Below are 18,869 nucleotides of genomic sequence, written 5' to 3'. Positions count from 1 at the left end.
GTCATATTCAAACCCTTTTACCGCAATAGCGGTACACTCACTCTTAAAACTTCCGGGGCTCGAACGTGCATTTGCCGAATAACCGAGCCCGCCAGCCTGAGTTCACACAAACCTAGGCAGACTTCGACAAACCACTATTGCTCGACGCCTTAACATACATCGCCTTAAGATAGGCATCCTCGTGCAACTGTATATACCTCTCGGCAGAAAATTCCGACTTAATTCTTTCACGGGCCAGTTGGCCCAATTCCGCGCGCTTGCCCGGCCCCGCATCCAGAAGTTGCGCCACGGCCCCGGACTGAGCGTCCGGATCAGCCGGTGGAACGACAAGCCCGGAGTTGCCGACAAGAAAGCCGCTGTCACCCACATCCGTTACGACGCAGGGAACCTGGCATGCCATTGCCTCGGCCACCGCCAGTGGGAAGGCTTCGCCCCAGGCTGAAGACAGCAGAAAAATATCGAGGCCCGGCACCAGTTTTTCCACATCGGGTCGGCCTTCGAATGCGCTGACCCTGTCGCTAATGCCCAAAGCACTGGCCTCGGCCACCGCAGGGCTTGTCGTGGTGCCCTGCCCAAAGATTACCGCATGCACATCGTAGCCCGATTCAAGCAGCTTTGCCGTTGCCCTGACCATCGAAACATGATCCTTCATCGGATGGCTGCGGGCAAAATTGCCGACAAAAAACCGGTCGTCGTTTACGCCGCACAGATCCTCAAGCCGCTTGCGCGCCGCATCGTCCGGGCGAAACACATTGGTGTCGATCGCATTGGGGATAAGCGCCGAATTCGCGCCCGAGAACCCAATAGCCTCGTGCTGTTTGCGCGATACGTCCGAACAATAGGTAATCTGCCCGGCAAAGCCTGACAGTTTGGCCAGCGCGCGTATCAGAATGCGGTTTGAGCGTTTCTCGTTCTGAATGTCCTGCAAGGAATGGTGCACCGCCCAGACAAGGCCGGGTTTCGAAGTGATGCGCCCGGCAATTGCCGCCCAGGCTGCCATGCATCCGTGATACATCCATCCATGCACGACGTCCGGAGCGTGTTCCTTGACTGCGCGCCGCAGGTTCACCAGCGAGCCCGGCGTCACCTGCCCTTCCCGCAAATTCAGCGAAGTGACATTGACCCCCAAAGAGCGGATCGGCTCTGCAATAACGCCGTCACCCATCAACGAGACCACCGAATGATCGCGGGCGTCAGATCCCAACGCCGCTAAATATCTTTGCAACATAATTTGGGCACCCCCAACATTGGTGCCCGTAATCACATGAACAACTTTCATTAAAAATACCTGCTACAAATCAAACAACGGAACAATGATGTAGTTCACAATTCTAAAGAATGAGCCTGGGAAGTCTTGGATTGCCACTGGTTTGTGACGGAAAGTGCGGTTTCCAGATTATTGTTGAAGGAATAGCTTCAATCATTTCGAATCTACTTTGATCGTCAGCTTCATCTATTTGAACTTACATCGACTAGAAATTTAAAAATAATTACAAATCCTTACATCGTATGCGCGCTTCCATAAGCAGCACCGTCACCAATGACTCAGTTCATAAACCCCCTTTGCTGCAATCCTTCTGCGATGGCCCCGGCCGCCAGCGACGCCCCGGCCGGGCTGAAATGCGCGTCTGATGCGTACAAATCCTTGGGCCTGGGATGCGCTTCAAACTGATCCGTCAGGTCGATCACCGCCAGCCCAACCTCGTCGGCGGCGCTTTGAACCAAGTCTCTGAGCGGGTCGTGCAGGAAGTCTTGCGATATCAAACCACTAAAACGGTCGACCGGGGGCACGAAGACGATAACAAGCTCGCCCCCCCATTGCGCCACTATGTCCTCAGCGAGGCTGAGAATATCCTTGTACTCGGGTTGTGGCGCGACCGCCTGCGGGTAGTGAAGCCCCAACAGCTTGGCCGTTTTTTGCAAGGCGAGGAAGTTTCGAACAACACGTCTGGATTGGAAATAGTGGCTCAGGGACAAGTCCATGCTGCCCCACTGTTGATCAATCTGATCTGTCAGCGTTGCAATCTGTTGATCCGATTTGGCGACAGGCCCGAAATCCACCCCGTCTTCCAGAGCTTGTGCAAGCCACGGCATTGTCAGTTCGCGGTTCAGGTTTCGCCAGTCATTGCCTGCAAAGAACACCATTATCGTCAAATCCGGCTCAAAGGCCGGGCCATAGCGCCCCAAGACCGCCAGTTCGAACAAGGGCCCGGCGCTGCGGTGCCCCAGATTCAACAAGTTGGGGGAATAGGCGCGCAACTGGTCCGCAAGGTGTTCACCGTCTTGCAGGCAGAACCCCTCAACAAACGAGTCCCCCAGCACCAAAACCTCAATGTCGCCATCATAGACAGAGTCGGGATTCCGGAACCCTAACCTGTCGGGCTCATACGTGACCGGCTGGCCATCCAGCGAACACAGAAACATCTGGTTCTTGGGCTGCGGTGCCAAAACCGCCTTGCTCAACTGTTTCAGTTCGACTGCGTTATTGACGCTTTTCAACGTCGCAGCGGGCGGCAGGTTTTGCAGATACGGTGCCAGATCAACATCGTCCTTCACAATGCCGACCGACCCCAATTCGCCTTGTAGAGATTTGACGCTGATATAGCCTTCGAACAGAAATAGCGTCGCCAACAAGGTGGACATGCAAATCCCGACCATCAGCCGTGTGTCGCGTCGTGTGAACACTGCAGCAAGCACCAAAAACAGGCCCAATGCAGCCGGAATCAGAACATAGCGCAGCAACCGCGCGGTGCCGGCGGCGTATTCGACGAAGTTGACCAGAGCGTAAGCCGCCGTGGCAAAAAAGTACAAAGCCGGGATCAAGCACAGAATCCGGCCTAACCGTTCGCCACGCCCAACGCTGTCCAAATGATTGCTCCCGTTCATGTAGAAACTCTGCCCTTGGCCCAGCGACCGAGGCGCATGGGCGTTAAGTCTCTGATAATCTGCACGCATTCCTGAAATGCAAGACAAGTCGTTCAAGCTTTTTCAACGGCTGCGTGAGTGTTGCCAAACTGAACCTTGAGTTGTGCTTTTTCCTTAAACCTTAATTAATTTGGAAACGAAAAACAAAGGGCAGGCCGATAAAGGCCCGCCCTTTTTGGTTTTGCTCGATCAGTGACCGGGCCGAAGCACGGTTATCCGGTCGGCTTTGGTTTAGCCTATGATCGCGTTGAGTGTTGCGCTGGGGCGCATCACCGCAGCGGTTTTTGTCGGATCGGTAAGGTAGTAACCGCCCAGGTCAGCCGCTGCACCTTGCGCGCTGGCCAATTCGCTAAGGATTTGCTCTTCCTTCGCTGCCAGGTCTGCCGCGACGGGTGCGAACTCTGCCGCCAGTTCCGCATCATCTGACTGCGCGGCCAGTGCTTCGGCCCAGTAGCGCGCGAACCAATAGTGGCTGTCGCGGTTATCCGGCTGGCCGACCTTGCGGCTGGGCGAGCGGTTGTTGTCCAGAATGCCCTGCGTCGCGGCCTCGGCTGCGGCACCCAGAACACCCGCCTTGGCGTTGCCCTTGTTGTCGGCCAGGAAGTTCAGGGATTCACCCAGCGCGCAGAATTCACCCATCGAGTCCCAGCGCAGGTGGTTTTCCTCAACCAACTGCTGCACGTGTTTCGGGGCCGAACCCCCCGCGCCGGTTTCGAACAGACCGCCGCCATTCATCAGCTTGACGATGGACAGCATCTTGGCCGAGGTGCCCAGTTCCAGGATCGGGAACAGGTCGGTCAGGTAGTCGCGCAGCACGTTGCCGGTGATGGCAATCGAGTCATTGCCTGCCGTGATGGTTTCCAACGACTGGCGGGTCGCCTCGCGCGGGGCCATGATCTGGAACTTGTCCGCTACGCCTGCAGCTTCCAGAACGGGCGTCACGTATTTGATCAGCTCGGCGTCATGGGCACGGTTTGCGTCCAGCCAAAAGATCGCCTCGGACCCCGTCAGGCGCTGACGATCCATCGCCAGTTGAATCCAGTTCTCGATGGGGGCCTTCTTGACGGTGCAGGACCGCCAGATGTCGCCTTGTTCGACCTCATGCGAATGCAGCGTCTCGCCATTGGCCAGAACGATGCGGATGGTGCCATCAGCAGGGGCCTGGAATGTGGTCGGGTGCGAGCCATATTCCTCGGCCTTCTGTGCCATCAGGCCGACGTTTGCGACCGCACCGGCAGTGGCCGGGTTCAGCGCGCCGTTGGTTTTGAAGAACTTGATGGATTCATCGTAAACCGACGCATAGCAGCGGTCGGGGATCACGCAATTGGTGTCGCCCTTGGCACCGGTCTCGTCCCAGCCCTTGCCGCCTGCGCGGATCACGGCGGGCATCGAGGCGTCGATGATCACGTCCGACGGAACGTGCAGGTTTGTGATGCCTTTGTCGCTGTCGACCATATACATGGACGGGCGGTCGCCCTTGATCGCGTCAATGGCGGCCATGATGTCGGCATTGCCTTGAACACGCTCCAACAGGTCGCCCAGACCCGAGTTGGGGTTCACGCCCAGTGCGTCCAGCTCGGCACCGAATTTTTCGAACACCGGGGCCAGCCACGCCTTGACCGCATAACCAAAGATGATCGGGTCGCTGACCTTCATCATCGTGGCCTTCATATGTAGCGAGAACATGGTGCCGTCTGTCTTGGTGTCCTCGATCGCGTCTGCCAGGAACGCAGACAGCGCCTTGACCGACATGAACGTCGCGTCGGCAACGGTGCCCGTCGCAAGCGGCCAGCCGTCTTTCAGAACGGTCACGCTGCCATCCTTGCCGACAAATTCGATCTTCGCATCACCGGCTTGTGCCGCAGTAATGGTCGCCGATTTCTCGTTTGCGTAGAAATCGTTACCCGGCATGGACGACACTTTGGTTTTGCTGTCCGAGGACCACTCACCCATCGAATGCGGGTTCTTCTGGGCATAGTTCTTCACCGCCCGCGCCGCGCGGCGGTCGCTGTTGCCTTCGCGCAGAACCGGGTTTACGGCCGAGCCTTTGATCGCGTCATAGCGCGCGCGGATCGCCTTTTCCTCGTCGGTCGAGGGTTCTTCGGGGTAGTTCGGAATGTCATAGCCCTGCGATTGCAGTTCCTCGATGGCCGCCACAAGCTGGGGTACCGATGCCGAGATGTTCGGCAGCTTGATCACGTTCGCATCCGGTGTCTTCACCAACTCACCCAGAGCGGCCAAATCATCGGTGATGCGCTGCGCGTCTGTCAGGTCTTCCGGGAAGGTTGCCAGAATACGGCCTGCCAGCGAAATATCCTTAGTGCCAACACTGACACCCGCCGCCGAGGCGAACTTGCGAATGATGGGCAGAAACGACGCGCTGGCCAGTTCGGGCGCTTCGTCTACAATGGTATACAATATGTCGAAGTTCGATTTATCTGCCATATTCTTTTACCTTTTTTAAGCCTTTCGGGGCGTGCGATCCAAGAGTTGGGGCCACATCAGCGTGGCGCGGTAGGGGCAGACCAATGCTATCGCCCCTGGGTGACTCTGTTTTGACAGGGCCTCCCATAAATGAGGTTTGGATTGGAATCAATCACCCAAGGGCGCGCGTTTTGCCACGGGTGGCAGGATCAGGTCGCGAAGGATGTCGGATGCAAGCGACGGGCCCGCCGCTTAGCGAAACCGCTGACCTGTCTCGGGATCAAACACCATCGCACGCTCGGGCTGGACCGAGATGCCGATGCGCTCGCCCGTTGTGCTGCGTTGGTCGTCGCGTTCCTCGACGATCAGTTTGTCGCCATTGGGTGTCAGCAGATAGGAATATGACACCCCACCCAGCGCTTCGGTCAGATCAACCGTGCAGGTTTCGGCAGAGCGGTCGATCTGGATGTGTTCGGGGCGCATGCCCAAGGTTACCTTCGACAGACCAGCAGGAACCGAGGCTGAAACCGGCAAGGGCTGGCTAAGTGCGGGGTGCGTGACATGGCCGTCGGCATAGTCGCAGTCCAGGAAGTTCATTGCGGGCGAGCCAATGAAACCGGCAACAAAGCGGTTATCAGGATCGCGGTACAGGTCCATGGGGGCACCCACCTGCTCAATCCGGCCATCGCGCAGCACGACGATCTTGTCCGCCATTGTCATCGCCTCGACCTGATCGTGGGTTACGTAGATCATCGTCGCGCCGATTTCCTGATGTAGACGGGCGATTTCGACCCGCATTTCGACCCGCAGTTCGGCGTCGAGGTTCGACAGCGGTTCGTCAAACAGAAACACCTCGGGGCCGCGCACGATCGCACGACCGATGGCAACGCGCTGACGCTGACCGCCGGACAGGGCCTTGGGTTTGCGTTTCAGGTATTGATCCAGCTTCAGGATGTTCGAGGCTTCCTGAACCTTCTTGTCGATCTCACCCTTGGCCACGCCGTTCATGCGCAGCCCAAAGCCCATATTCTCGGCCACGGTCATATGCGGATAAAGCGCGTAGGTCTGAAACACCATTGCCACGCCGCGCTTGGCTGGGTCCATATGGGTCACTTCGCGCGCGCCGATATGGATTTGACCTTCGGACGTCTCTTCAAGCCCCGCGATCATCCGCAGCAGCGTGGACTTGCCACAGCCCGAGGGGCCGACGAACACGCAGAATTCGCCATCTTCGATCTGCAGATCAATGCCGTGAATGACCTGAGTCTGGCCATACCGTTTGATCGCCTGGTTCAGAGTTACACCTGTCATGTCCCTTGCATCCTATCGCTATAGGCATCCCGGCGGGTTTCGGGGAACCGCCACGCCTGCGCCTCGGCCCCGATCTGTTCGGCCACGCGCCGAACCCGGGGAACCCAGGCTTCCAATTGCTCAAAATTCATTCGATCTGTTGAACCGGTCACGGAAATCGCACCCAGCATTCGCCCGCCCGAGGTCAGAATCGGGCAAGCGATACAGATAATGCCGGGCTCGTGTTCTTCGTCATCCACGGCGAAACCGCGCTGGCGGATCAGGTCTAGATCGGCCCGCAGCGCCTGCTCGGACGCAAGCGTTTTGTCCGTGAAACGGTGGTAGCTTTGCTGCGACACCGCCTTGTTCAAAGCGTCTTCATCCAGAAAGGCCATCATCGCCTTGCCGACGCCCGTGCAATAGGCCGGGCCGACCTTGCCGGCTTGCGAATACATCTCGACCGGCTGCGCCGCGTTGCGCTTGTCGACATACAGGACCTGACTGGAATCAAGCTGCGCCAGATGCACCGTCTCGCCCGTTTCCTGGCTGAGCGCATCCAGAAACGGCCGCGCAATCGGGGCCAGAGAGCTTTGGGTCCAGGCCGCATGTGCCAACCGCACCAGTCGCAAACCGGGTGTATACGTCTGACGTTCGGGCTCATAAGACAGCATGCCCTGATTGGTCAGGGTTTGCAGAAACCGATACAATGTCGCCTTGGGAAAGGTGCTGCGGTCCAGCAATTCCGCAAACCGCACGGGGCGCCCGAACGATGCCACCTGATCCAGCACATCACATGCTTTGCCTATTGTTCCGTCACCAGCCACGGGTGCCTGTTCTCCTCCGTTTGACCGCCGCCATCCTCATCAGGGTCTTGACAAGACTAGCCGAGTCGATGTGTAGTTTTCAATATATAAAACTAGGTTTCAATATTTGGAACTACAAAATGGAAGCTTAAGGGAGGAAACCATGCATTCCATGTTCAAGCGCACTGCGGCTGCTTTGGCGGCCAGTGTGGCACTTGCCGCGCCTGTTGCGGCCGAGTTGACCGGTGAACTGCGAATCTTCCTCGATACATCGAACCCGGCGCCGCGCGCGACGATGGAAGCGATGATCGAGCGGTTCGGAGAGCAGCACCCGGGGCTGGAGATCGAGACCACCGTGATCGACCGCGAGGCTTACAAGACCCAGATCCGCAACTTCCTGACGGCGGATACGCCTGATGTGGCCACCTGGTACGCGGCCAACCGGATGAAGCCTTACGTCGAGGCAGGTCTGTTCGAAGATGTTTCCGACCTGTGGGCCGAGCCTGAGATTGCTGACAATCTGGCCTCGACCAAGGGCGCGATGACCATCGACGGCAAGCAGTGGGGCGTGCCCTATACCTACTACCAGTGGGGCGTTTACTATCGCAAAGACATCTTTGATGAACTGGGCCTGAGCGAGCCGACCACCTGGGAAGAAGAACTGGCCAACTGCCAGAAGATCGTCGATTCTGGTCGTGCCTGCTATACCATCGGCACCAAGTTTTTGTGGACCGCCGGTGGCTGGTTCGACTACCTGAACATGCGCACCAACGGCTTCGACTTCCACAACCAGCTCGCCAACGGCGAAATCAGCTGGGAGGACGACCGGGTCAAGCAGACCTTTGCCAACTGGAAGCAGCTGATCGATATGGGCGCGTTCATCGACAACCACCAGACCTATAGCTGGCAAGAGGCCCTGCCCTTCATGGTCAATGGCGAAGCCGCCGCTTATCTGATGGGTAACTTCGCCGTGGCTCCGCTGCGCGAGGCAGGTCTGACCGACGATCAACTGGACTTCTACCAGTTTGTTGCCATCAACCCCGATGTCGAACTGGCCGAAGATGCGCCAACCGACACGTTCCACATCCCGGCCAATGCGTCGAACAAGGAAGCCGCGCGTGAATTCCTGCGCTTTGTGGTTTCGGCGGATGAACAGACCGAGATCAACAACGGTGCGAACCTTGGTCAGCTTCCCGTGAACGCCCAATCCTCGGTGGATGACGACAAGTTCCTGCAGCAGGGCTTTACCATGCTGTCGTCGAACAGTCCGGGCGGCGTTGCCCAGTTCTGGGATCGTGACGCGCCTGCCGAAATGGCAAAGGTGTCGATGGAAGGCTTCCAGGAATTCATGGTCAAGCCGGACAATGCTGATCGTATCCTGGCCAAGCTGGAGCGCGCACGTCAGCGCATCTACGACAACTAAACGGACAGGGCCGGGCTGAAGCCCGGCCTACACCAAACTGCAAATGTAAGGCGGGCTTCAGCCCGCCACCCCTCAGCCGGAATGCCGCCATGACCATTGCCGCAGACGCCCCAGAACAGGAAAGCTGGTTCCACCGCAACCAACAGCGCATCGCGCCCTGGCTGTTTCTGGCCCCGGGTCTGCTGTTCTTTATGGTCTATGTGATCATCCCGGTTTTCCAGTCCTTCAACCTGTCGCTTTATGAATGGGACGGGCTGGGGGCTGCGGAATATGTGGGCTTCCGCAACTACGAGGACCTTTACTGGGAATGGGTTGATCGGGATGCGTTCTATATCTCGCTGAAAAACAACCTGATCTGGCTGCTCCTTTACTTGCTGGCCATCCCGGCGGGCCTGTTCATTGCGCTGTTCCTGAACCAGACGGTCTGGGGCATCCGCCTGTATAAGTCGCTGTTCTTCTTTCCCTTCGTGATTTCTCAGGTCGTTGTCGGCCTCGTTTTCACATGGTTCTACGACCCGACCTTTGGCCTGCTGAACGAGTTCCTTGGCTTCTTTGGCATGGGCCCGCTCAACGTGCTGGGCGATGAGAGGTTTGTCACCTACGGCATCATCTTCGCTGGCCTTTGGCCGCAAACCGCATATTGCATGATCCTGTACCTGACCGGGCTGAACGCCGTGGACCCCGAACAGATCGAGGCCGGACGTCTGGACGGTGCAAAAGGCGGGCGTATGCTGTGGCACATCATCCTGCCGCAACTGCGCCCGGCCACCTTTATCGCCTTCGTTGTCACCATCATCGGAGCGCTGCGGTCGTTCGACCTGATTTCGATCATGACCCAAGGGGGGCCGTTCGGGTCGTCCCGCGTGTTGGCCTATTATATGTTCGAGGTCGCCCTGTCCGAATACGGCTTCCGCATGGGATACGGCGCTGCCATCGCGGTGATCCTGTTCCTGATCATGCTCTGCTTCATCGCCTACTTCCTGTGGTCGATGTATCGCGAAGAAAAGGGGCACTGAGATGTTTCCCAAACCCATCGAAAAACAACCCCGCGCGGCGCAGATCACCTATCAGGCCATGTTGCCCGTCGCCCTTCTGTTGTGGCTTGGCCCTCTGCTGGCGGTCGCCTTGTTCTCGGTCAAACCCGCTGCGGATTTTACCAATGCGAACTATTGGGGCATGCCGTCGAGCTTTGAAGGCGCGTTCAACTACGGCCAGGTCTTCTTCAACTCGGACATGCCGCGCTATCTGATGAACTCTTTCCTGATCACCATCCCAACGGTGATCGGATGTGTCGCGCTTAGCTGCATGACCGGGTTCGCGCTGGGGATATACAAGTTCAAATCGAACCTCTGGATCTTCTTCATGTTTGTCGCGGGCAATTTCGTGCCGTTCCAGATTCTGATGGTTCCAGTACGCGACCTGACGCTGGAATTAGGTCTCTACAACACCAAAACCGGGCTGGTCTTGTTCCACATCGCCTTCCAGACCGGATTCTGTACCCTGTTCATGCGCAATTTCATCCGCGCCCTGCCTTTTGAACTGATCGAGGCTGCGCGGGTCGAGGGTATCAGCGAATGGCGCATCTTCTGGTACGTGGTTCTGCCACTGATGAAGCCCGCGATCGCGGCGCTCAGCGTGCTAATTTTCACCTTTATCTGGAACGACTATTTTTGGGCCGTGGTCCTGACCCAGGGTGCCGAAAGCCAGCCTGTCACCGCAGGTATCACCAGTTTCAACGCGCAATTCCGCGCCGCCTATCAATTGATGAGTGCCGGTTCCATCGTCGCGGCTCTGCCGCCGGTGGCCATGTTCTTCCTGATGCAGAAACACTTCATCGCGGGCCTGACCCTCGGTGCCGTAAAATAACGTCAAACCAAAGGTTTGCAAAATGACCAAAATCGCCTTTGTCGGAGCGGGCTCAACGATCTTCATGCAGAACATCGTGGGCGACGCGCTGCTGACCCCTGCGCTGGCCGACAGCCACTTTGCGCTGATGGATATCAATCCCGAACGTCTGGCAGAAAGCGAAGCGGTGGCCCGCGCGATGATCCGCTTGGTCGGTACGGGTGCGACTATTTCAACGCATATTGATCGCCGCGCCGCGCTGGATGGGGCCGACTTTGTCATCACCGCCTTCCAGATCGGCGGGTATGAGCCCTGCACGGTCACCGATTTCGAGATTCCCAAACAATACGGCCTGCGCCAGACCATTGCCGACACGCTGGGAGTCGGTGGCATCATGCGCGGGCTCCGCACGGTTCCGGTTCTGTGGGACGTGGCGCGCGATATGATGCAGCTTTGCCCCAACGCGACGCTGCTGCAATACGTCAACCCGATGGCGATCAACACATGGGCGCTGGCGGAACAATTCCCGGTGCTGAAACAGGTGGGCCTCTGCCACTCGGTCCAGAACACGGTCGAGGAACTGGCCCATGACCTGGACCTTCCCAAGGACGAATTCCGCTACAAGGTTGCGGGCGTCAACCACGTCGCTTTCTTCCTGAAACTGGAACATCAAGGCCGCGACCTATACCCCGCGCTGCGGCAAGGCTATGCCAGCGGTCGCCTGCCCAAACCGCCATTGCTGATGCCGCGTTGTCCCAACAAGGTGCGTTATGAAGTTATGGACCATCTTGGTTTTTTCTGCACCGAAAGCTCGGAACATCTGGCCGAATACGTTCCGTGGTTCATCAAGGACGGGCGCGCGGACCTGATCGAGCAATTCTCGATCCCGCTGGACGAATACCCCACCCGCTGCATTGAACAGGTCGCCAACTGGAAAGAGCAGGCCAAGACGCTGACCGATGGCCGTGATATCACTGTCACCCGCAGCCATGAATTCGCCGCCGATCTGATGAACGCTATCGTCACCGATACGCCCTATGTGGCCTATGGCAACCTGCCCAACACCGGTCAAATCCCGCAACTGCCCCTTGGCGCTGCGGTCGAGACCCCCTGTCTGGTGGACAGCAACGGTGTGCAGCCTTCGGTCGTGACCGATATCCCACCCCAACTGATCGCGCTGATGCGGACGCAGATCAACGTGCAGGAACTAACGGTGCGCGCTCTGATCGATCAGAACCCGGAATATATCTATCATGCTGCCATGATGGACCCCCACACCGCTGCCGAGTTGGACCTGCGCCAGATCCGAAACTTAGTCGACGATCTGCTGATTGCGCATACCGACTGGTTGCCGGACTGGTGCAAACCCGCCAAGGCCGCCTGACCCCAAGAGTAGAAGGCTGACAAGAATGACAAAGAAACGCCGCTCAGCGCATTGGTACGGAAAGCTCGACAAGGACGGGTTCATCCACAGGTCCTGGATGAAGAACCAGGGCTTCCCCGATCACGCCTTCGACGGGCGACCGATCATCGGCATCTGCAACACCTGGTCCGAACTGACCCCCTGCAATTCCGGCCTGCGCGATTTGGCCGAAGGCGTGAAGCGCGGCGTGTGGGAGGCCGGAGGCTTCCCGGTGGAATTCCCCGTCATGTCGCTGGGCGAGACGCAAATGAAACCCACCGCCATGCTGTTCCGCAACCTGCTGGCGATGGATGTTGAGGAATCGATCCGCGCCTATGGCATCGACGGCGTTGTCCTGCTGGGCGGCTGCGACAAGACCACGCCGGGTCAGTTGATGGGCGCGGCCTCGGTCGATCTGCCCTCGATCGTGGTCAGTTCCGGCCCGATGCTGAACGGCAAATATCGCGGTCAGGATATCGGCTCGGGCACCGATGTGTGGAAATTCTCCGAGGCCGTGCGCGCCGGAGAGATGACGCTGCAGGACTTCATGAACGCCGAATCCGGCATGTCGCGCAGCGCCGGGGTTTGCATGACCATGGGCACGGCTTCGACTATGGCGTCGCTGGTCGAGGCGATGGGCATGTCCCTGCCCACCAACGCCGCCCTGCCCGCAGTTGACGCCCGCCGCATGGCGCTGGCGCATCTGACCGGCAAGCGGATTGTCGAGATGGTGGACGAGGACCTCAAACCATCCGACATTCTGAGCAAAGAGGCGTTTGAAAACGCCATCCTCGCCAACGCCGCCGTGGGAGGTTCGACCAACGCGGTGGTTCACCTGCTCGCGTTGGCGGGTCGTGTCGGCGTCGATCTGACGTTGAAAGACTTTGAAATCGGGTCAGAAATCCCCCTGCTGGTGAACTGCATGCCTTCGGGCAAATATCTGATGGAAGACTTCTGCTATGCAGGCGGCGTCCCGGTGGTTCTGAACGAACTCAAGCCCTTCCTGCGCCCGGCAAAAACGGTTTTGAACAAGGACATCTCGGCCCATTACGAAGGTGCTGAATGCTTCAACTCAGACGTGATCCGCCCTTTCAACGACCCGGTGAAACCCGCTGCTGGCCTACGCGTGCTGCGGGGCAATCTGGCACCGAATGGGGCCATCGTGAAACCTTCGGCGGCCACAGACGCTTTGCTGGAAACCGAAGCTGAGGCTTACGTTTTTGAGAATATCGAAGACCTCAAAGCCAATATCGACCGCGATGACCTGCCGGTGACTCCTGAGACCATTCTGGTGCTCAAAGGCTGCGGCCCCAAGGGTTATCCGGGCATGCCCGAAGTCGGCAATATGCCGATCCCGGCCAAGCTGGTGAAAGAAGGCGTGCGCGACATGATCCGCATTTCCGACGCGCGCATGTCGGGGACCGCCTATGGCACCGTCATCCTGCATGTCAGCCCCGAGGCGCAGGCGGGCGGTACTCTGGCGTTGGTCAAAACCGGCGACCGCATCCGCGTTTCGGCCAGTAAGGGTGAGTTGGAACTTCTGGTCGATGAAAAGGAACTGGACGCCCGCCGCGCGGCATGGCAACCGGACGACCCGCACTACACGCGCGGCTATGCGAAACTCTATATCGACCACGTGCTGCAAGCCGATCAGGGCGCAGATCTTGATTTCCTTGTCGGCAAAGATACCCGCCTTGTGACCAGAGAGAGCCATTGATGACCCAATCCGCCACATTCCATGACCTGAACGGGGCGTCTGTCTATATCACCGGCGGCGGCTCGGGCGTCGGTGCAGCCCTAACGGATGGGTTCCTGGCGCAAGGGGCAAACGTTGCCTTTATCGGCCGCTCGGACGCCAGCGCTTTTGTCGAAGAGATGCGCGACAAACACGGTCGCGCCCCGCTGTTCATGCAGGGCGACATGACCGACACCGAATTGCTGCACACCACCATGCAAAAAGCCGCCGAGGCGCATGGACCCCTGAATGTGCTGATCAACAACGCGGCCAATGACAAACGCCACGCGCTGGAAGAAACCACCACCGAGTTCTGGGACTGGATGATCGAGGTCAACCTCAAGGCCTATTACTTCGCCTGTCAGGAAGCCGCGCGACAAATGCAGGATAAGGGCGGTGCCATCGTCAATTTCAGCTCGATCAGTTACATGATGGGCAATGCGGGCTATCCGATCTACACGACCTCGAATGCTGGAATCACAGGCATGACCCGCTCGCTGGCGCGCGAATTGGGGCCGCAGAACATCCGCGTGAACGCCTTGGCCCCGGGCTGGGTGCTGACGCAGAAACAACTGGATATGTGGGCCACGCCCGAAGATCTGGCCGCCCATATGGATCGCCAATGCCTGAAAGAACACCTGACGCCCGAGGACATGATCGCGCCGACGCTGTTTCTGGCGTCTCAGGCCAGCCGCGCCATGACCGGGCAGTGCATGGCCGTTGACGGCGGCGTAGTGGTATCGGGGTGACGCGATGAAGACCGAATGGATTGCTGTCGATTGGGGAACCTCTCACATACGGGCCTGGGCCATGCAGGGCGATACGGTGCTGGATCAGGCGCAGAGCGATCTCGGTATGGCCCGAGTAGCGCCGGGCGCGTTTCAATCTGCGCTGCTGGCGCTGGTGCAAGATTGGCTGGGCGATGCGCCCGTCGATGTCGTCGCCTGTGGCATGGTTGGCGCGCGGCAAGGCTGGGCCGAAGCGCCTTATGCCGCTGTCCCCTCGGCCCCCGTACCAAATGCGCCGGTTCGTGTTCCCGGCACCGATCCGCGTATTCGGGCCTTTATCGTGCCGGGTCTGAAACAAGCGGCGCCGCCAGATGTGATGCGGGGCGAAGAAACCCAGATCGCCGGATTTCTGGCCGGGCACCAGAACTGGGACGGCGTGTTGTGTCTGCCCGGCACCCATACCAAATGGGTTCAGATCAGCGCGGGCGAAGTGATCAGCTTCCGCACCTTCATGACGGGTGAGATGTTTGACCTGCTGTGCGGGCAATCGGTTCTGAAACATTCGGTCGGCGAAGGTTGGGATGAAGCGGCCTTTGCCGAGGCTGTGGCAGACACCTTGTCAAAACCGGAAAATCTGGCGGGCCGTTTGTTTGGTCTGCGCGCGGCGGACCTGTTGCAGGGGCAGGACAGGGCCATTGCCCGGGCGCGTCTGTCCGGCCTGTTGATCGGGGCCGAACTGGCGGCGACCCGGCCTTATTGGCTGGGCCAGCAACTGGCCATAATCGGCGCGGACGAGGTCTCGAAGATCTATGCGCAAGCCCTGCAGCAACAGGGCGCATTCGTCGAGACGGCGGATGCCACGCTCTCCACTCTGGCCGGTCTGGCACTGGCCCGCACGCTGACGAAGGAAACCGCATGAGCCGTCCGATCATCGCCATTCTGCGCGGATTGAAGCCTTCGGAGGCTGAAACCGTTGGCCGTGTCATCATCGAGGCGGGCATAGACCGGATCGAGGTGCCGCTGAACTCACCCGACCCGCTGGACAGCATCGCCCGATTGGCCTCTGCCTTCGGAGAGCAGGCGTTAATAGGTGCGGGGACGGTGTTGACCGTTCAACAGGTAGAGGATGTCGCACAGGCCGGTGGGAAACTGATTGTGTCACCGAATTTCGACGCCGAGGTGATTGCGCGCACGATTGCGCTGAACCTGCAAAGCTGGCCGGGTGTATACACGCCGACCGAAGCTTTTGCCGCCTTAAAGGCCGGGGCTACGGGGTTGAAGCTGTTTCCGGGTGTCACCGCCGGACCATCCGGTCTGGCCGCGCTGCGCCCGGTTCTACCGCAAGGGACACTGGTTTTTGCCGTTGGCGGTGCAGGGCCCGAGAATTTCGATCAGTGGCTCGCCGCAGGCGCAGACGGGTTCGGCATTGGGTCGGCCCTGTTCAAGCCGGGTATGGACATCGCCGAAATCTCGGAACGGGCCATCCGGATTGTTGCCGCCTATGACGAGGCCGTGGGATGAGCGCCATATTCGACAACCGCCCCTGCGAATTGGGCGAAGGCCCGCTGTGGCACCCCGAACGGCAACAGCTTTTCTGGTTTGATATCCTGAACAAGCGACTGATGACCCAGGAAGCAGGCGAACAGAAAAGCTGGGACTTTTCCGAACATGTCTCAGCCGCGGGTTGGGTGGATCACGATACGTTGCTGATCGCGTCCGAAACCGGGCTGTGGCGGTTTTCCCTGACCACGGGGCGCAAGGATCTGGTGGTGGCGCTGGAGGCCGACAACCCGATCACCCGGTCGAATGACGGGCGCGCGGACCCGTGGGGTGGGTTCTGGATCGGCACCATGGGCAAGCGGGCCGAGCCGGGTGCCGGTTCGATTTACCGCTTTTGGCAGGGCGAGTTGCGCCGCCTTGTTCCCGATGTGACCATCTCGAACGCGATCTGTTTCGCGCCGGATCGTTCATGCGCCTACTATGCCGACACAAAGACGCGGCAGGTCATGCGCTGGCCTTTGAACGCCGAAACCGGATGGCCTGAAGGCGAGGCGTCGGTGTTTCTGGACCTGTGGACCGACAGGCTGAACCCGGATGGCGCTGTGGTCGACGCGACGGGCAATATCTGGATCGCGCAATGGGGCGACCACCGGGTTGCCGCCTATGACCGCTCGGGAAAATACCTGCATTCGGTGCGTTTCGATGCGGCCCATACCTCATGCCCGGCCTTTGGCGGCGATGAACTGACAACGCTTTTTTGCACCACAGCCCGCGAAGGCCTGAGCGCCGAGGCGATCCAAACCCAACCTTCCAACGGAATGACCTTTACCGCGCCGAATGCCGGTCAGGGTCAGGCAGAACACAGAGTCCTCTTATGAAGCCAGAACTTGGCGTTTGTTATTACCCCGAACACTGGCCCGAGGCTGTTTGGGCCGAAGACGCTGCGCGTATGATTGAGGCGGGCTTGCGCTGGGTGCGGATCGGTGAATTCGCCTGGAGCCGGATGGAGCCATCGCCGGGCGACCTGCAATTCGACTGGCTGGATCGCGCTATCGATACGCTGGGCGCGGCGGGCCTGAAGGTTGTTCTTGGTACGCCAACAGCCACGCCCCCGCGCTGGATGCTGGACAAGCACCCGGATATGTTGGCCGTCGATGCTCAGGGTCAGGTTCGCAAGTTCGGCTCGCGGCGGCATTACTGTTTCAGCCATCGTGGATACATTGAGGACTGCGCGCGGATCACCCGGATCATGGGCGAACGCTATGGCCGCAATCCACATATCGCTGCCTGGCAGATCGACAATGAATATGGCTGTCACGACACGACACTCAGCTACAGCCCCCCTGCCCTGAACGCGTTTCGGCGCTGGTTGGCGGATCGCTATGGTTCGGTCCAAGCGCTGAACGAAGCGTGGGGGAATGTGTTCTGGTCGATGGAATACAGCAGTTTCGACCAGATCGACCTGCCCAACCTGACCGTAACGGAACCCAATCCGGCCCATGTTCTGGCCTTCCGCCGATTTAGCTCGGATCAGGTGGTGGCGTTCAACAAGGCGCAGGTGGAGGTGCTGCGGGATCTGACCGATGCGCCCCTGCTGCACAACTATATGGGTCGCGTGCTTGAGTTCGACCATTTCGATGTGGGGGCGGATCTGGATATCGCCACCTGGGACAGCTATCCGCTTGGGTTCCTGTCGGATCGGCTGGAGGACAGTGCGGAGCACAAAACCAAATACCTGCAACAGGGCGATCCGGATATGCAGGCCTTCCATCATGACCTGTATCGCGCTGTCGGGCGGGGTCGCTGGTGGGTGATGGAACAGCAACCCGGCCCGGTGAACTGGGCCCCGTACAACCCAGCCCCCCTGCCCGGCATGGTCCGCCTGTGGTCGCTTGAGGCCGTGGCGCATGGGGCCGAAGTGGTCAGTTACTTCCGCTGGCGGCAAGCGCCCTTTGCGCAGGAACAGATGCATGCAGGATTACTGACGCCGGGCAATCGCCCTGCCCAAGCTTTGGCTGAGGCGCGCCAGACAGCCGATGATCTGGCCACCTTTGGCGCGGTTCAGCAGGAACAGGCCCGCGTGGCGATCCTGTTCGACTATGCCTCGGATTGGGCGTGGAAAACGCAGCCTCAGGGTGCCGGGTTTGACTATTTTCGGCTGGTATTCTCGGCCTATCGCGCGCTGCGGCGGGCCGGGGTGTCAGTGGATTTTGTCCCGGCGAACGCCGTTCCCGACGGCTATGCGATGATCCTTGCACCGGGGTTGGCGACGGTGGATGAGGGCCTGGAACAGCGTCTGTCAGACGCCTGCGATCTGGCCATTCTCGGCCCGCGAGCCGGGGCCATCACCGGCGATTTCCAAATCCCCACGACGGGCCGCCCCGGTTTGAACGGTTTGGACTGCGAGGTTGATCTGGTCGAGACGCTGCCACCGAATATCCAGCGCCCTGTGGCAGGTGGCGGATCGGCACAGCACTGGATCGACCGGGTATCCGGTGCCGCCCCCGACCTGCTGAGCTTTGAGGATGGAACCCCTGCCCTGAAAGGGGACGGCGGATTGTGGTATCTGGCCGGGTTCCCGGATGAGGCGCTGTGGGACCGCGTGATTGCGATGGCTGCGGAAAAGACAGGGCTGATCCTGCATCCCCTGCCCGACGGGTTGCGAAAGCGTGAAACGGCCCAGCAGGTTTTCCTGATCAACTACAACGCCGAAGCTGTTGAATGGGACGGTCATTGCATTGCGGGTTGCGATGTCCTGATCCTGAAACGCGCTCGGCCCGAACGGATCTAGCTT

15 protein-coding genes are annotated in these 18,869 nt (G+C 59.3%); 10 read left to right on the top strand and 5 right to left on the bottom strand.

The genetic code is table 11. From position 1 onward, the window contains the following. Positions 1-112 precede the first annotated feature (112 nt). The 5 genes from ACR0KJ_RS11215 to ACR0KJ_RS11195 form a co-directional block, all read right to left on the bottom strand. The gene (locus ACR0KJ_RS11215; protein WP_480626700.1) at positions 113-1,279 is read right to left on the bottom strand and encodes a glycosyltransferase; all 1,167 of its coding nucleotides are present in this window, start codon (positions 1,277-1,279) and stop codon (positions 113-115) included. 266 nt (positions 1,280-1,545) lie between these two features. Further along, positions 1,546-2,886, bottom strand: a complete 1,341-nt coding sequence (locus ACR0KJ_RS11210; protein ID WP_480626699.1) for an SGNH/GDSL hydrolase family protein — start codon at positions 2,884-2,886, stop codon at positions 1,546-1,548. A 270-nt stretch (positions 2,887-3,156) separates the two neighbouring features. Next, positions 3,157-5,370, bottom strand: coding sequence for an NADP-dependent isocitrate dehydrogenase (locus ACR0KJ_RS11205; protein WP_480626698.1), 2,214 nt, complete (start codon positions 5,368-5,370; stop codon positions 3,157-3,159). A gap of 231 nt (positions 5,371-5,601) precedes the next feature. Then, the gene (locus ACR0KJ_RS11200) at positions 5,602-6,660 is read right to left on the bottom strand and encodes a sn-glycerol-3-phosphate ABC transporter ATP-binding protein UgpC (protein ID WP_170453786.1); all 1,059 of its coding nucleotides are present in this window, start codon (positions 6,658-6,660) and stop codon (positions 5,602-5,604) included. Continuing rightward, positions 6,657-7,463 (bottom strand): IclR family transcriptional regulator, encoded by an 807-nt coding sequence (locus ACR0KJ_RS11195; protein ID WP_170453787.1) that lies wholly within the window; start codon positions 7,461-7,463, stop codon positions 6,657-6,659. The genes ACR0KJ_RS11200 and ACR0KJ_RS11195 overlap by 4 nt, the downstream gene beginning before the upstream one ends. A gap of 142 nt (positions 7,464-7,605) precedes the next feature. On the opposite strand from ACR0KJ_RS11195, the gene ACR0KJ_RS11190 reads away from it, so the two are divergent. From ACR0KJ_RS11190 to ACR0KJ_RS11145, 10 genes are all read left to right on the top strand, one after another. Further along, the gene (locus ACR0KJ_RS11190; RefSeq protein WP_480626697.1) at positions 7,606-8,865 is read left to right on the top strand and encodes an ABC transporter substrate-binding protein; all 1,260 of its coding nucleotides are present in this window, start codon (positions 7,606-7,608) and stop codon (positions 8,863-8,865) included. An 89-nt stretch (positions 8,866-8,954) separates the two neighbouring features. Beyond that, complete coding sequence (locus ACR0KJ_RS11185; protein ID WP_170736103.1) at positions 8,955-9,881, top strand: carbohydrate ABC transporter permease; 927 nt, start codon at positions 8,955-8,957, stop codon at positions 9,879-9,881. 1 nt (position 9,882) lies between these two features. Further along, complete coding sequence (locus tag ACR0KJ_RS11180; protein ID WP_170453790.1) at positions 9,883-10,731, top strand: carbohydrate ABC transporter permease; 849 nt, start codon at positions 9,883-9,885, stop codon at positions 10,729-10,731. Between the two features lie 22 nt (positions 10,732-10,753). Then, on the top strand, positions 10,754-12,094 hold the full coding sequence (gene melA, locus ACR0KJ_RS11175) for an alpha-galactosidase (protein ID WP_480626696.1): 1,341 nt from the start codon (positions 10,754-10,756) through the stop codon (positions 12,092-12,094). Positions 12,095-12,119: 25 nt separating this feature from the next. Further along, positions 12,120-13,829 (top strand): IlvD/Edd family dehydratase, encoded by a 1,710-nt coding sequence (locus tag ACR0KJ_RS11170; protein WP_480626695.1) that lies wholly within the window; start codon positions 12,120-12,122, stop codon positions 13,827-13,829. Next, positions 13,829-14,596 carry an SDR family oxidoreductase gene (locus ACR0KJ_RS11165; protein WP_170622167.1) on the top strand — a complete coding sequence of 256 codons (768 nt, stop codon included), beginning with the start codon at positions 13,829-13,831 and terminating at the stop codon, positions 14,594-14,596. The genes ACR0KJ_RS11170 and ACR0KJ_RS11165 overlap by 1 nt, the downstream gene beginning before the upstream one ends. Before the next feature lie 4 nt (positions 14,597-14,600). Beyond that, complete coding sequence (locus ACR0KJ_RS11160; protein ID WP_480626694.1) at positions 14,601-15,494, top strand: 2-dehydro-3-deoxygalactonokinase; 894 nt, start codon at positions 14,601-14,603, stop codon at positions 15,492-15,494. Continuing rightward, positions 15,491-16,096, top strand: coding sequence for a 2-dehydro-3-deoxy-6-phosphogalactonate aldolase (locus tag ACR0KJ_RS11155; RefSeq protein ID WP_170522801.1), 606 nt, complete (start codon positions 15,491-15,493; stop codon positions 16,094-16,096). The genes ACR0KJ_RS11160 and ACR0KJ_RS11155 overlap by 4 nt, the downstream gene beginning before the upstream one ends. Further along, a complete protein-coding gene (locus tag ACR0KJ_RS11150) occupies positions 16,093-16,953 on the top strand; it encodes an SMP-30/gluconolactonase/LRE family protein (protein ID WP_170522798.1) in 861 nt (286 codons plus the stop codon). The genes ACR0KJ_RS11155 and ACR0KJ_RS11150 overlap by 4 nt, the downstream gene beginning before the upstream one ends. After that, positions 16,950-18,866 carry a beta-galactosidase gene (locus ACR0KJ_RS11145; protein WP_480626693.1) on the top strand — a complete coding sequence of 639 codons (1,917 nt, stop codon included), beginning with the start codon at positions 16,950-16,952 and terminating at the stop codon, positions 18,864-18,866. The genes ACR0KJ_RS11150 and ACR0KJ_RS11145 overlap by 4 nt, the downstream gene beginning before the upstream one ends. Positions 18,867-18,869 lie beyond the last annotated feature (3 nt).

The organism is Ruegeria sp. AD6 (genome assembly GCF_056542325.1).
The sequence above is the reverse complement of the archived record's forward strand: the minus strand, read 5'-3'. Positions and strand labels throughout refer to the sequence as shown.

Bases quoted from the DNA above. Each gene is read 5' to 3' on its own strand.
- ACR0KJ_RS11160 (WP_480626694.1), top strand. From the start codon at position 14,601: ATGAAGACCGAATGGATTGCTGTCGATTGGGGAACCTCTCACATACGG.
- ACR0KJ_RS11185 (WP_170736103.1), top strand. From the start codon at position 8,955: ATGACCATTGCCGCAGACGCCCCAGAACAGGAAAGCTGGTTCCACCGC.
- ACR0KJ_RS11200 (WP_170453786.1), bottom strand. From the start codon at position 6,660: ATGACAGGTGTAACTCTGAACCAGGCGATCAAACGGTATGGCCAGACT.
- ACR0KJ_RS11215 (WP_480626700.1), bottom strand. From the start codon at position 1,279: ATGAAAGTTGTTCATGTGATTACGGGCACCAATGTTGGGGGTGCCCAA.
- ACR0KJ_RS11165 (WP_170622167.1), top strand. From the start codon at position 13,829: ATGACCCAATCCGCCACATTCCATGACCTGAACGGGGCGTCTGTCTAT.
- ACR0KJ_RS11145 (WP_480626693.1), top strand. From the start codon at position 16,950: ATGAAGCCAGAACTTGGCGTTTGTTATTACCCCGAACACTGGCCCGAG.
- ACR0KJ_RS11155 (WP_170522801.1), top strand. From the start codon at position 15,491: ATGAGCCGTCCGATCATCGCCATTCTGCGCGGATTGAAGCCTTCGGAG.
- ACR0KJ_RS11170 (WP_480626695.1), top strand. From the start codon at position 12,120: ATGACAAAGAAACGCCGCTCAGCGCATTGGTACGGAAAGCTCGACAAG.
- ACR0KJ_RS11190 (WP_480626697.1), top strand. From the start codon at position 7,606: ATGCATTCCATGTTCAAGCGCACTGCGGCTGCTTTGGCGGCCAGTGTG.
- ACR0KJ_RS11205 (WP_480626698.1), bottom strand. From the start codon at position 5,370: ATGGCAGATAAATCGAACTTCGACATATTGTATACCATTGTAGACGAA.
- ACR0KJ_RS11180 (WP_170453790.1), top strand. From the start codon at position 9,883: ATGTTTCCCAAACCCATCGAAAAACAACCCCGCGCGGCGCAGATCACC.
- ACR0KJ_RS11150 (WP_170522798.1), top strand. From the start codon at position 16,093: ATGAGCGCCATATTCGACAACCGCCCCTGCGAATTGGGCGAAGGCCCG.
- melA (WP_480626696.1), top strand. From the start codon at position 10,754: ATGACCAAAATCGCCTTTGTCGGAGCGGGCTCAACGATCTTCATGCAG.
- ACR0KJ_RS11210 (WP_480626699.1), bottom strand. From the start codon at position 2,886: ATGAACGGGAGCAATCATTTGGACAGCGTTGGGCGTGGCGAACGGTTA.